Below are 12,646 nucleotides of genomic sequence, written 5' to 3'. Positions count from 1 at the left end.
GGGCACGGCGGCCCGGCGATGACTAGCGTGGGCGCCGTGACGATCTCCGGGTACGGGTCGTGGCCGACACCGGTCACGTCCGCAGTGGTGGTGACGGCCGCGGTGCGGCTCGGGGAGGCCCGCCCCGACGGTGCGCCCGGCACCGAGGACACCGGGGTGGTCTGGGCCGAGGGCCGCGCCGCGGAGGGCGGCCGGACCCAGCTGGTGCGCCGTACCGGCGGCGACGCCGCGGGCTCGCGCACCGACCTGCTGCCCGAGGGCGCGAACGCCCGCTCGGCGGTCCACGAGTACGGCGGCGGGGCGTGGTGGCTGCACGCCGGCAGCCCCGGCGTCGTCTGGTACGTCGAGTGGGCCGACCAGCGCCTGTACCGGCTCGACCGCGGCGCCGCCCCGGTCGCGCTCACCCCGGAGCCCGCGGTGCCCCGCGGCGACCGGCACGCCGACGGCGACGTCGCCCCCGACGGCACCTGGATGGTCGTGGTCCGCGAGCGCCACCACGCCGCGCACACCCCGGCCGCCGAGGTCGTCAACGAGATCGTGCGGCTCGACGCCCGCGCCCCGTCGACGCCGGAGGTGCTGGTCGGCGGCCCGGACTTCGTCGCCGCGCCGCGGATCTCCCCGGACGGCGGCACGCTGGCCTGGCTGTCCTGGAACCACCCGTCGATGCCGTGGGACGACGTCGAGCTCACCGTCCGCGACCTGGCGTCCGGGGTGGACACCGTCGTCGCGGGCGGGCCGGGGGAGTCGGTCACCGAGCCGCAGTGGCAGCCCGACGGGTCCCTGACCTTCCTCAGCGACCGCACCGGCTGGTGGAACCTCTACCGCTGGCTGCCCGGCCACGACATCGAGGCGCTCGTGCGCATCGACGCCGAGATCGGCGTGCCCGGCTGGGTGCTGGGCGGGTCGCGCTACGCCGTCCTGGAGGACGGCCGCGTCGTGTTCGCCCGCTCCTCGCGGGGCTTCGACGCGCTGGTGGTGCGGGAGGTCGACGGCCGGATCATCGAGCTCGACACCCCGTTCACCGCGATCGGCTCGGTGCGCGCCGACGGGCCCTACGCCGTCGTCTGCGTCGCGGGGACGCCCACCGCCGAGCCGGGCGTGCACCGCGTCGTGCCCGCCCCGGACGGCGCGGGGGAGCCCGGCGCGGCCGGGGTGCAGACCCTGCGCGCCCCGCGCGACCTCGGCCTGCACCCGGAGACCGTGTCGGTGCCCGAGCCGATCACGTTCCTGTCCTCGGACGCCGCGGGCAGCCCGCGCACCGGCTACGCGCTGTTCTACCCGCCGCTGGGCGGCCACGACGCCCCCGAGGGTGAGCTGCCGCCGCTGCTCGTCGTCATCCACGGCGGGCCGACCGGCTCCGCGACCCCGGTCCTCTCGGTCGCCGTGCAGTACTGGACCAGCCGCGGGTTCGGCGTCGTCGACGTCGACTACGGCGGCTCCACCGGCTACGGCCGCGCCTACCGCGAGCAGCTGAAGGGCGCCTGGGGGATCGTCGACGTCGCCGACTGCCTCGCCGCGGCCCGCACGCTCGCCGACACCGGCCGCGTCGACCCGGCCCGGATGGCGATCCGCGGCGGCTCCGCGGGCGGGTTCACCACCCTGGCCGCCCTCGCCCGCGACGACACCCCGTTCTCCGCCGGGGCCGACCACTTCGGCGTCGCCGACCTGGCCGCGCTCGCCCGGGACACCCACAAGTTCGAGTCCCGCTACCTCGACGGCCTGGTCGGGCCGTGGCCCGCGGCGGAGGCGGTGTACACCGAGCGCTCCCCGCTCACCCACGTCGGGCGCTTCCGCACCCCGCTGATCGTGCTCCAGGGCGACGAGGACGCCATCGTCCCGCCCAACCAGTCGGAGATGATCGTCGATGCGCTGCGCGGGCGCGGGGTGCCGGTCGCCTACCTGCTGTTCGCCGGGGAGCAGCACGGCTTCCGGCAGGCCGCGAACATCCGCCGGGCCCTCGACGCCGAGCTCGCGTTCTACTCCCGGGTGTTCGGGTTCGCGCTGCCCGCGGAGGAGGACATCGAGCCGGTGGAGATCGAGAACCTGTGAGTGCGGGGCACTTCCTCGCCCGCATGTCCCTCGATCCCGCGGCCCCGTCGCGCGGCTACCCGTTCGAGCTCCCCGTGGTCCGGTGGCTGCGCGAGCACGGCGGGCTCGCGCTCTACCCGGGCGTGACGTTCCTGGTGGGGGAGAACGGGTCCGGGAAGTCGACGCTGGTGGAGGCCGTCGCCGTCGCGTTGGGGCTGAACCCCGAGGGCGGGTCGCGGTCGTTCCGGTTCGCGACCCGGGCCAGCGAGTCCGACCTCGGGTCGCACCTGCGGGTCGCCCGGCGGCCGGGCCGGGAGCGCACCAGCTTCTTCCTGCGTGCGGAGTCGTACTACAACGTGGCGACCGAGGTCGAGCGGATCGGGTCCGGCCTGGAGCACGACTACGGCGGGTCGCCGCACGAGCGCAGCCACGGGGAGTCCTTCGTCGCGCTGATGACGCACCGGTTCTTCCCGCGCGGCCTCTACCTGCTCGACGAGCCGGAGGCGGCGCTGTCGGTCACCGGGGCCCTGGCGGTGCTGGCCCGGATGGTGGACCTGACCGCGCAGGGCAGCCAGTTCGTCGTCGCCACCCACTCGCCGATCCTGCTCGCCCTGCCGGGGCGACCGTCCTGCAGATCGGCGACGACGGCGCGGTCCGCCGCGTCGGGTACGACGAGGCGCTCCCGGTCGTCCTGACCCGGAGCTTCCTCGCCGACCCCGACGCGTTCCTGCGGCACCTGTAGGGCGACGGGCCTCAGACCGCCGCGCCGCCGGTGGGCACGGGCTCCGGAGCCGCCTGGGCGGTGGCCTTGCGCGGGCCCTGCGACAGCCGCTTCTCCACCAGCCGGGACAGCCCGGTCAGGATCAGGCACAGCCCGATGTAGATGACCGCGACGACCAGCGCGACCTGCAGGATCGGCGACCCGAGCTGCACCTGGCTGCCGAGCTGGCGGGCCACGAGCAGCAGCTCCTCGTAGAGGATCAGGAAGCCGAGCGCGGTGTCCTTCAGGACCACCACCAGCTGCGACAGGATCGTCGGCAGCATCGAGCGGACCGCCTGCGGGAGCAGCACCGAGGACATCACCTGGGTCTTGCGCAGCCCCAGGGCGTAGGCGGCCTCGCTCTGCCCGCGCGGGACCGCGTTGATCCCGGCGCGGAACACCTCGGCGAGCACCGAGCCGTTGTAGAGCATCAGGCCGAGCACGACGGCCCAGAACGCGGTGATCTCGATGCCCGCGCCCTGCGACATGCCGTAGTACATGATGAAGATCAGGACGAGCAGCGGGACGGCGCGGAAGAACTCCACGATCACGGTGCACGGGACCCGGATCCACGCGTGGTCCGACAGCCGCCCGGCGGCGAACACCGCCCCGAACAGCAGGGACAGGACCGCCGCGACGGCGAATGCGCGGATGGTGTTCCACAGCGCCTCGAGGATCCGGATCTGGATCGCCTCGTAGGTGATCCAGTCCCACATCCGGCCGCTGAACTGGCCGGTGGCCCAGAAGCGGTAGACGACGAACCCGAGGATCGCCACGATCACCGCGACGCCGACGACGCCGATCGTGCGGTTGCGGGCGCGGGCCGCCGGGCCCGGGATGTCGTAGAGGACCGAGCTCATCGGGCCACCCCCCAGCGGGCGTCGAGGCGGCGCTGCATCCAGGTCAGCGGGGCCACCAGGATCACGAAGATCAGCGCCACCCACAGCAGCCCGACGAGCACGTTGTAGCCGCGCTCGGAGAGGTTCTGGTAGATGCCGCCGGCCTGGAACACCGAGAAGCCGGACGCGATCGTGGTGTTCTTCAGCAGCGCGATCTGGATGTTCGTCATCGGCGGGACGGTGGCGCGCACCGCCTGCGGGAGCACCACCTGACCGAGGGTCTGGGTGAAGGTGAAGCCCAGCGCCCGCGAGGCCTCGGCCTGTCCGACCGGGACCGTGTTGATGCCCGACCGCACGACCTCGCACACGAACGCGGCGGTGTAGAGGATCAGGCCGACGCTCGCCAGCGCGAAGAAGCTGAGCTGGACGAGCTCGAGGCGGGGGTAGGCGAACGCGAAGAAGAACAGCACCAGCGTCAGCGGGGTGTTCCGCAGGATCGTCACGTAGCCGGTGCCGAAGGCACGCAGCGCGGGGACGGGGCTGACCCGCATGCCCGCCACCAGCGTGCCGAGCAGCAGCGACCCGATCGCGGCGACGACGAAGAGGCCGATCGTGCCGGCGAACCCGCCGACGTAGAGGTCGAGGTTGTCCAGCAGGACATCCACCGGGCGGCTCTCCTTTCTCTGGTCCCGACGTGTCTGGACCCGACGCGGCCCGGCGGGGTGGTGACGCGGTCACCGCCCCGCCGGGCCGCGGGCGGGATCAGTAGCGCTCGATGGCCGGCGGCTCGGTCTGGGTACCGGACTTGCCCAGGGTGCCGTCGTAGATGGTCTTCCAGGTTCCGTCGTCGATCGACGCCTGCAGCAGGTCGTTGATCTTGTTGCGGAGCGCGGTGTCGGCCTTCGGGACGCCGATGCCGTAGGGTTCGGAGGAGAACTTCTCGCCGACGACCTTCAGCTGCTGCGGGTTCTGCGCGGCGTAGCCGAGCAGGATCGCGTCGTCGGTGGTGACGGCGTCGACCTGGTTGTTGATCAGCTGGTCGACGCACTGGGTGTAGGTCTGGAACTCCACGACCTGGTCGGTCAGCTTCTGGTCCTTGACCCGCTGGATCGGGGTGGAGCCGGTGACCGAGCAGACCCGCTTGCCCTGCAGGGTCTGGGGGCCGGTGATCGCGTCGTCGTCGGCGCGGACGAGCAGGCTCTGCCCGGCGACGTAGTACGGACCGGCGAACCCGACGCGCTGCTTGCGCTTGTCGTTGATCGTGTAGGTGCCGACGTAGTAGTCGACGTCGCCGCGCTCGATGTTGTCCTCGCGCGCCGCCGACGGGATGACCTTGTAGTCGATCTGGTCGGGGGAGAAGCCGAGACCGCCCGCGACCATCCGGGCGATGTCGATGTCGAACCCGGAGAACTCGTTGGTGGTGGCGTCGCGGAAGCCCAGGTTCGGCTGGTCGTCCTTGACGCCGACGACGACGCGGCCGCGCTGCTTCATGGCGTCGAAGGTGGGAGAGCCCTCGACGGTCACGTTCTGCGCGACGGTCGGCTGGTAGCCCGAGCCCTCGGCGCCGGGGGCGCCCTCGCGGCCGCAGCCGGCCAGGGCGAGGGTGGCGGCCAGGGCGGCAGCCACCAGGATGCGGGTTCTCTTCACGGTTCGCTCCGCTCGTCGGGGGTGGTGGTGGAAGGCGTCCTCAGTGCGAGAGGATCTTGCCGAGGAAGTCCTTGGCGCGGTCGCTGCGCGGGGCGGTGAAGAACTCGTCCGGGGTCGCGTCCTCGACGATCTCGCCGTCGCTCATGAAGACGACGCGGTGCGCGGCCCGGCGGGCGAAGCCCATCTCGTGGGTCACGACGACCATCGTCATGCCCTCCTTGGCCAGCGAGGTCATGGTGTCGAGCACCTCGTTGACCATCTCCGGGTCGAGCGCCGAGGTCGGCTCGTCGAAGAGCATCACCTTCGGCTTCATCGCCAGCGCGCGGGCGATCGCCGCGCGCTGCTGCTGGCCGCCGGAGAGCTGCGCCGGGTACTTGTCGCGCTGGTTGGCGATGCCGACGCGCTCCAGCAGCGCCAGCCCGGTCTTCTCGGCCTCGGCCTTGGAGACGCCGCGGACCTTGAGCGGGGCCAGCGTGACGTTCTCCAGGATCGTCTTGTGCGCGAACAGGTTGAACGACTGGAAGACCATGCCGACGTCGGCGCGCAGGGCGGCCAGCGCCTTGCCCTCCGCCGCCAGCGCGGTGCCGTCGATCTCGATCGTTCCGGTGTCGATCGGCTCGAGCCGGTTGATCGTGCGGCAGAGTGTGGACTTGCCGGAACCGGAGGGGCCGAGGACGACGACGACCTCCCCACGGGCGACGTCCAGATCGATGTCGCGCAACACGTGGAGGTCGCCGAAGTGCTTCTGCACCCCGGCCATCCGCACCATGGGAGTGCTGGACGCGGGCGGGCTGGTCATGCTGCCTCCGGACATGGCGAGAGCCTGGACGGAACGGACAAGCGAGTCCATCACCTTGAGGAACCTTTAGGGTCTCGGCCACATAACGGAAAGGGCGGACAGCGGTGCACATCCTGCTGATCGAGGACGACGACCGGGTCGCCGCCGCGCTGCGCCCGGCGCTGCACCGGCACGGGATGACCACGACCCGCCTCGACCACGGCCGCGGCGCCGTCGACCACCTCGACGGCGTCGACGTCGTGCTGCTCGACCTGGGCCTCCCCGACGCCGACGGGCTCGACGTCTGCCGCGCGATCCGCGCCGTCTCCGAGGTCCCGGTGCTGATGGTGACCGCCCGCGGCGAGGTCACCGACCGCATCGCCGGGCTGCACACCGGCGCCGACGACTACCTGGTCAAGCCCTACGACATCGGCGAGCTCGTGGCCCGCGTGCACGCGGTGCAGCGCCGCCGCAAGGTCGGCGACGACGGCACGGTCGCCCCGGCCGGGTCGGCCCCGGTGACCGTCGGCGACGTCCGCGTCGACCCCGAACGGCACGAGGTCACCGTCGCCGGGGAGCAGGTCGTGCTCACCCGCAAGGAGTTCCAGGTGCTGTCGCTGCTCGCCCGCGCCGACGGCGCCGTCTGCACCCGCGCCCAGATCGTCGCCGAGGTGTGGGGGCGCGGCTGGGCGGGCGCGAACCGGACCCTCGACGTGCACGTGGCGACGCTGCGGACCAAGCTCGGTCGCCCCGAGCTGGTGCGCACCGTGCGTGGCGTCGGGTACCGCTTCGCCGCCACCGAGGACTGACCCGTGCGCAGCCGGCTGCTGCTGGTCGTGCTCGTGCTCGTCGGGCTGCTCGCCGCCGGGCTGGGCGTCCCGCTGGCCTGGACCGCCGCCCAGCGCGCCCAGGAGGAGGTCTTCACCGACCGGCTCACCGACACGATCTCCTTCGCCTCCACCGCGCAGCGCCCGCTCATCGAGGCCCCCGCGGGCAGCTCCGCGCTCACCACCTTCACCGACGAGATCACCCGCTACGACGACGTCTACGGCGTCGCGGTGCTGGTGTTCGACCGGACCGGCCGGACCCTGACCGCGTCCCGCCCGGCCGACCGGCTGCCCGAGCTGGGGGACTACGCCACCGAGCGGACCGCGGTCGCGCTGGCCGGGCGCCGCTCGTCGACCTACCCGCTGCTGATGCCGTGGGACGCCCGGCCGCTGGTGCTGGCCGAGCCCGTGCTCGTCGACGGCGAGGTCGTCGGCGCGGTGGCGACGGTGTCATCGACCGACGCGCTGCGGGCCGAGGCGGTGCGCACCTGGTCGTTGATCGCCGGGGCCGCGGTGTTCGCGCTGCTCGCCGGCACCCTGGTCGCGCTGCCGCTGACCGCCTGGGTGCTGCGCCCGGTCCGCCGGCTCGACGAGGCGATGGGCCGGGTCGGGACGGCCGTCGTCGCCGGGGGGCCGCCCGGTCCGCCGTCGCGGCGCAGCGGCCCGCCGGAGCTGCGCTCGCTGGCCGGGTCCTTCGACCGGATGACCGAGACGGTGCGCGAGGCGCTGGCCGCCCAGCGCGCGTTCGTCGCCGACGCCTCCCACCAGCTGCGCAACCCGCTCACGGCGCTGCGCCTGCGGCTGTCGAACCTCGACGGGCACGTCGACCCGGCCGCCGCCGACGACCACCTCGCGGCGATGGAGGAGGCCGAGCGGCTGTCCCGGGTGCTCGACGGGCTGCTCGCGCTGGCCCGCGCCGAGCGCGCGGTGGAGGACCCGGGCGACGCCGAGGACACCGACCTCGACGTCGTCATCGCCGAGCGGGTGGACAACTGGCGGCCGCTGGCCGAGCACTCCGGGATCGAGCTGCGCCGCAGCGGCCCGCACGGCCTGCACGCCCGGATCGGCGAGCCCGCGCTGGAGTCGGTGCTCGACGCGCTGCTCGACAACGCGCTCAAGTACACCCCGGCCGGGCGACGGGTGCGGGTCGCGACGCTGCGCACCGCGGACCGGATCGGCGTCAGCGTCGTCGACGGCGGTCCCGGCCTGGCGCCGGAGGACCGGGCGCGCGCCACCGACCGGTTCTGGCGGGCGCCCGGGCAGACCAACGTCGAGGGCAGCGGGCTGGGCCTGGCCATCGCGGTGCGGACCGCCGCCGCGGCCGGCGGGAGCCTGCAGCTGGGCGACGCCCCGGGCGGCGGGCTGCGGGTCACGCTGTGGCTGCGCCCCGGGGCACCTCAGTAGCCCTTGGTGGCCCGGTAGAACGCGACGGCGCCCTCGTGCAGCGGGATCGGCTGGGTGCCGATCGCCGAGCGGGAGTCGACGGTCACCGCGGCCGGGCTGGCCTGGGCCAGCCGCGGCTGCTCGTCGAAGGCGGCGCGGATGAGCGCGCCGGCCAGGTCGGCGTCCATCCCCTCGGTGACCAGCAGCGCGTTGCGCACCGACAGGCAGGAGACCGGACCGGGCAGGCCGTAGGTGTTCGCGGGGACCGTCGCCACCGAGTAGACGGGGTACCGGTCGCGCATGCGGTCGAGCACGCCGCCGAGCTCCAGCAGCCGGATCGGGACCTGCGCGGCCAGCTCCCGCACGCCGTCGGTGGGGACCCCGCCGGACCAGAAGAACGCGTCGAGGCCGTTCTCGCGCAGCGCCGCCGCCGCGTCCGGGAGGCCCAGCTCCGCGCGGGTGCCCAGGCCCGCGACGCCGATCCCGGCGACGTCGAGCAGCCGGGTCGCGATCGGCTGGTAGCCGCTGCCGCCCGGGCCGATCGACACCCGTCGTCCGCGCAGGTCGGCGATGGTGCGCAGGCCGGAGTCGGCGCGCACGACGATGTGGGTGACGTCGTCGTAGAGCCGGGCCAGTGCGCGCGGCTCGGCCGGACCGGTGGTGCGGGCGGCGACGTCGGCGGCCACGTCGACCTGGCTGATCGTGACCGCGGCCGCACCGGTGGTCAGCAGGTCCATGTTCTGCGCGCTGCCCGCGGTCTCCAGCACCTGCGGGGCCGCGGCGAGCCCGAGCCGTTCCCGCCAGATCTCCGACAGCGTGCGCGCGAGGTTGATGTACACCCCCGGCTGCACCCCGCCGGCGATCACCAGGGGGGCGGCGGGCCGGGGCCCGGTACAGGCGGGCAGCCCCGCCCCCAGACCCAGCGCCGCCCCCGCGCGCAGCACGGTGCGCCTCGTCAGCGGGGGCCCGGGCCGGTGCACCCGCCCATCATCCCCGACGGCCCCGTCCCGGCGTCGTCGCACCGGGCGCCTACCCTCGGGTGTGTGAGCCGCAGCTACACCGTGCGCACCTACGGGTGCCAGATGAACGTGCACGACTCGGAGCGGATGGCCGGTCTGCTGGAGGACGCCGGGTACGCCCGGGCCGAGGACCCCGACACCGCCGACGTCGTCGTGTTCAACACCTGCGCGGTGCGGGAGAACGCGGACAACAAGCTCTACGGCAACCTCGGGCACCTGCGCCCCCGCAAGGTCGCGAACCCTGACATGCAGATCGCCGTGGGCGGCTGCCTGGCCCAGAAGGACCGCGACACGATCACGCGGCGGGCCCCGTGGGTCGACGTCGTGTTCGGCACGCACAACGTGCACGCCCTGCCGACGCTGCTGGAGCGGGCCCGGCACAACGAACAGGCGCAGGTCGAGATCGCCGAGGCGCTCGAGGTGTTCCCCTCGACGCTGCCCGCGCGGCGCGACTCCGCCTACGCCGGCTGGGTGTCGATCTCGGTGGGCTGCAACAACACCTGCACGTTCTGCATCGTGCCGTCGCTGCGCGGCAAGGAGCGCGACCGGCGCCCCGGCGACGTGCTCGCCGAGGTGCAGACCCTCGCCGCCGACGGCGTGCTCGAGGTGACCCTGCTGGGGCAGAACGTGAACGCCTACGGCTCGGACATGGGTGACCGGCAGGCGTTCTCGAAGCTGCTGCGGGCCTGCGGCGAGGTCGAGGGGCTGGAGCGGGTGCGGTTCACCAGCCCGCACCCGCGCGACTTCACCTCCGACGTGATCGCCGCGATGGCGCAGACCCCGAACGTCTGCCCGCAGCTGCACATGCCGCTGCAGTCCGGCTCCGACGACGTCCTGCGCCGGATGCGCCGCAGCTACCGCTCGGAGCGGTTCCTGTCGATCCTGGCCGAGGTGCGGGAGTCGATCCCGCACGCGGCGATCACCACCGACATCATCGTCGGTTTCCCCGGCGAGACCGAGCAGGACTTCCAGGACACCCTCGACGTCGTCGAGCGGGCCCGGTTCGCCGCGGCGTTCACCTTCCAGTACTCGAAGCGCCCCGGGACGCCCGCCGCGGACCTGCCCGACCAGCTGCCCAAGGCCGTCGTGCAGGAGCGCTACGAGCGCCTCGTCGCGCTGCAGGAGCGGATCTCCTGGGAGGAGAACCGTAGGCAGGAGGGCACCGAGGTCGAACTGCTGGTGTCCACCGGCGAGGGCCGCAAGGACGCGGCGACCGCCCGGCTCACCGGCCGCGCCCGCGACGGGCGGCTCGTGCACTTCGCGCCCGGGGACGCGACCGGCATCCGGCCGGGCGACATCGTCACCGTCCGGATCGACCGCGGTGCCCCGCACCACCTCGTCGCCGACGGCGGCGTGCTCACCCACCGCCGCACCCGCGCCGGCGACGCCGCCGAGGCCGGCGAGCGCCCGTCCGGGGCACCCACCACCCTGGGACTGCCCGCGTTCGGCGCCCCGGCGCCCGAGCCGGCACCCGCCGCGCCGTCCTGCGGCGTCCCCGCCACCACCGGAGGTACCCGATGAGCGACGTGTCCCCGGAGACCCGCGCCGAGATCGACCGGGCCGGGCGCGGTGTCGCCCGCCGGATCGACCCGGGCGCGCGCGCCATGCTGATCGCGGTGGCGATCGTCGCCGCCGTCGCCGCGTTGCTGCTGCCGTGGGTGGCGGGCACCCCGGGCTGGCAGGTGCTGGCCTCCGGCGCCTCCGGGCCGCTGCCGACGCTGTTCTCGTTCACGATGACCGGGTTCGCCGTCGTGGTGTCCGCGGCCGCGCTGCTGACCCGGCTGTGGGCACTCGCGTGGCTCGCGGCCTTCGGCTGCGGGATCTCCTCGGTGAACGGGCTGTGGGCGATCTGGTCGCAGCAGACCGGCGCCGAGGCCGGCCCCGGGTTCGGGATGGTCCTCGGCGTGATCGCGGTCGTGCTGCTGACCTTCGTGTGGGCGGGCGCCGCGCTGCAGCGCGACTGACCCCTACCGCTCGTCGACCGCCTGCTCGGCGGCGGTCAGCCACTCCCGCCACTGCGCCGCCTGCGCACGGGCCTGCTCGGCGCGCCTGCCGTCGCCGGCCGCCTCGGCCTTCTCCGCCTGCGCCTCGAACTGCTCGACCCGCACCCGGAACTGCTCCACGCGGGCCTGGGCCTCGGGGTCGGTGCGGCGCCACTGCGCGTCCGCGGCGGCGGCGACCTTGTCCTCGATCCCGCGCAGCCGCCCCTCCAGGGTGCGGATCTCCTCGCGCGGGACCTTGCCGATGGCCTCCCAGCGCTCCTGGACCTCGCGCAGCCGGGCCCGTGCGCCGTCCGGGTCGGACAGGTCGATCGTCTCGGCCTCGGCGAGCAGGGCCCGCTTCGCCTCGGCGTTCTCGGCGAACTCGGTGTCGCGGGCGGAGAAGTGTTCGCCACGGCGGGCGAAGAAGCGGTCCTGCGCGCCGCGGAAGCGGGCCCACAGCGCGTCGTCGGCCTCGCGGTGGGCGCGGCCCGCGGCCTTCCACTCGGTCATGAGGTCGCGGTAGGCGGCCGCGGTCGCGTTCCACTCGTCGGAGTCGGCCAGGGCCTCGGCCTGGTCGACGAGCTCCTCCTTGCGGGCCTTCGCCGTGACCCGCTGACGGTCGAGGTCGGCGAAGTGCGAGCCGCGCCGCCGGTTGAACGCCTCACGGGCCTTCGAGAAGCGCTTCCACAGCTGCTCGTCGGTCTTCTTGTCGACGCCGCGGACGGTGCGCCACTCGTCGAGGATCGCCTTGAACCGGTCCCCGGCCTGCTTCCACTGCGTGGAGTCCGCGGCCATCTTCTCGGCCTCGACGGCGAGCGCCTCCTTGCGGGCGACGGCGTCGTGCCGGGCGCGCTCGCGCTCCTCCTTCGCCGCGCTGACGCCCTGCTCGGCCCGGCCGACCAGCTCGTCGAGCCGCTCGCGCAGGGCGGGGACGTCCCCGACCACGTGCGCCTCGCCGAGGCCCTCGCGCAGCGCGGTGAGCGCGGTCAGCGACGCCTTCGCGTCCCCGCCGCCGGCGATCCGCGCGGCGAGCACCTCGGTCTCGGTGACCAGTGCGTCGAACCGCTTCGCGTAGTGCTCCAGGCCCTCCGCGGGCGGTCCGGCCTGGTAGGAGCCGACGACCCGCTCGCCGTCGGCGGTGACCAGGGTGATGGTCCCGTCGTCGTCGGCGCGGCCCCAGCGGCCCGGGTCACCGGCCGCCGAGGGCACCGGCGACGGCAGCGCGGCGGGCGGCGCGGGCGGTGCGACCGCGGCCGGGGTGGGCGCGGGTCGCGCGGCGGGCGGCGGTCCGGGCCGCGGGCCGGGCCGGGGCGGCCCCGGCTTCGGCGGGGTGGGCCGGGTGGGCTCGGCACCCTGTCCTGCAGCGTCGGTCGCGTGGGTCTC

General features: G+C 74.3%; 12 protein-coding genes. 6 read left to right on the top strand and 6 right to left on the bottom strand.

The window, feature by feature from the left end; all coding sequences use genetic code 11:
* Window positions 1-36 precede the first annotated feature (36 nt).
* Both DMP17_RS38290 and DMP17_RS38285 read left to right on the top strand, forming a co-directional pair.
* Complete coding sequence (locus DMP17_RS38290; protein ID WP_337832071.1) at window positions 37-2,049, top strand: S9 family peptidase; 2,013 nt, start codon at window positions 37-39, stop codon at window positions 2,047-2,049.
* A gap of 23 nt (window positions 2,050-2,072) precedes the next feature.
* Complete coding sequence (locus tag DMP17_RS38285) at window positions 2,073-2,723, top strand: AAA family ATPase (RefSeq protein WP_337832070.1); 651 nt, start codon at window positions 2,073-2,075, stop codon at window positions 2,721-2,723.
* 58 nt (window positions 2,724-2,781) lie between these two features.
* Here the strand turns inward: DMP17_RS38285 and DMP17_RS38280 are convergent, their stop codons facing one another.
* From DMP17_RS38280 to DMP17_RS38265, 4 genes are all read right to left on the bottom strand, one after another.
* Complete coding sequence (locus DMP17_RS38280; RefSeq protein ID WP_226366470.1) at window positions 2,782-3,648, bottom strand: amino acid ABC transporter permease; 867 nt, start codon at window positions 3,646-3,648, stop codon at window positions 2,782-2,784.
* The gene (locus DMP17_RS38275; protein ID WP_208820948.1) at window positions 3,645-4,292 is read right to left on the bottom strand and encodes an amino acid ABC transporter permease; all 648 of its coding nucleotides are present in this window, start codon (window positions 4,290-4,292) and stop codon (window positions 3,645-3,647) included. The genes DMP17_RS38280 and DMP17_RS38275 overlap by 4 nt, the downstream gene beginning before the upstream one ends.
* Window positions 4,293-4,389: 97 nt before the next feature.
* The gene (locus DMP17_RS38270) at window positions 4,390-5,274 is read right to left on the bottom strand and encodes a glutamate ABC transporter substrate-binding protein (RefSeq protein ID WP_226366469.1); all 885 of its coding nucleotides are present in this window, start codon (window positions 5,272-5,274) and stop codon (window positions 4,390-4,392) included.
* A 40-nt stretch (window positions 5,275-5,314) separates the two neighbouring features.
* Complete coding sequence (locus tag DMP17_RS38265) at window positions 5,315-6,043, bottom strand: amino acid ABC transporter ATP-binding protein (RefSeq protein WP_020622568.1); 729 nt, start codon at window positions 6,041-6,043, stop codon at window positions 5,315-5,317.
* A gap of 134 nt (window positions 6,044-6,177) precedes the next feature.
* Between DMP17_RS38265 and DMP17_RS38260 the strand changes: the two genes are divergently transcribed.
* Window positions 6,178-6,861: a response regulator transcription factor gene (locus DMP17_RS38260; protein ID WP_062396678.1), complete on the top strand. Its 684-nt coding sequence runs from the start codon at window positions 6,178-6,180 to the stop codon at window positions 6,859-6,861.
* A 3-nt stretch (window positions 6,862-6,864) separates the two neighbouring features.
* A complete protein-coding gene (locus DMP17_RS38255) occupies window positions 6,865-8,283 on the top strand; it encodes a sensor histidine kinase (RefSeq protein ID WP_226366468.1) in 1,419 nt (472 codons plus the stop codon).
* Here DMP17_RS38255 and DMP17_RS38250 read toward each other — a convergent pair.
* Window positions 8,277-9,242 carry a TAXI family TRAP transporter solute-binding subunit gene (locus tag DMP17_RS38250; RefSeq protein ID WP_337832069.1) on the bottom strand — a complete coding sequence of 322 codons (966 nt, stop codon included), beginning with the start codon at window positions 9,240-9,242 and terminating at the stop codon, window positions 8,277-8,279. The two genes, DMP17_RS38255 and DMP17_RS38250, sit on opposite strands and share 7 nt — an antisense overlap.
* 63 nt (window positions 9,243-9,305) lie before the next feature.
* Here DMP17_RS38250 and miaB point away from each other — a divergent pair, with 63 nt between their 5' ends.
* Window positions 9,306-10,802 (top strand): tRNA (N6-isopentenyl adenosine(37)-C2)-methylthiotransferase MiaB, encoded by a 1,497-nt coding sequence (gene miaB / locus DMP17_RS38245; protein WP_226366466.1) that lies wholly within the window; start codon window positions 9,306-9,308, stop codon window positions 10,800-10,802.
* Entirely contained in the window at window positions 10,799-11,245 is a 447-nt protein-coding gene (locus DMP17_RS38240; protein ID WP_337832068.1) for an Rv2732c family membrane protein, read from the top strand. The genes miaB and DMP17_RS38240 overlap by 4 nt, the downstream gene beginning before the upstream one ends.
* A 3-nt stretch (window positions 11,246-11,248) precedes the next feature.
* Here the strand turns inward: DMP17_RS38240 and DMP17_RS38235 are convergent, their stop codons facing one another.
* Window positions 11,249-12,484, bottom strand: a complete 1,236-nt coding sequence (locus tag DMP17_RS38235; RefSeq protein ID WP_374203660.1) for a DUF349 domain-containing protein — start codon at window positions 12,482-12,484, stop codon at window positions 11,249-11,251.
* Window positions 12,485-12,646: the final 162 nt, after the last annotated feature.

It is taken from the genome of Pseudonocardia sp. TMWB2A (assembly GCF_017312135.1).
The sequence above is the reverse complement of the archived record's forward strand: the minus strand, read 5'-3'. Positions and strand labels throughout refer to the sequence as shown.

What these genes read in the sequence shown, in the direction of transcription:
- DMP17_RS38240 (WP_337832068.1), top strand. Translation starts at nt 10,799, where the DNA reads ATGAGCGACGTGTCCCCGGAGACCCGCGCCGAGATCGACCGGGCCGGG.
- DMP17_RS38280 (WP_226366470.1), bottom strand. Translation starts at nt 3,648, where the DNA reads ATGAGCTCGGTCCTCTACGACATCCCGGGCCCGGCGGCCCGCGCCCGC.
- DMP17_RS38285 (WP_337832070.1), top strand. Translation starts at nt 2,073, where the DNA reads ATGTCCCTCGATCCCGCGGCCCCGTCGCGCGGCTACCCGTTCGAGCTC.
- DMP17_RS38265 (WP_020622568.1), bottom strand. Translation starts at nt 6,043, where the DNA reads ATGGTGCGGATGGCCGGGGTGCAGAAGCACTTCGGCGACCTCCACGTG.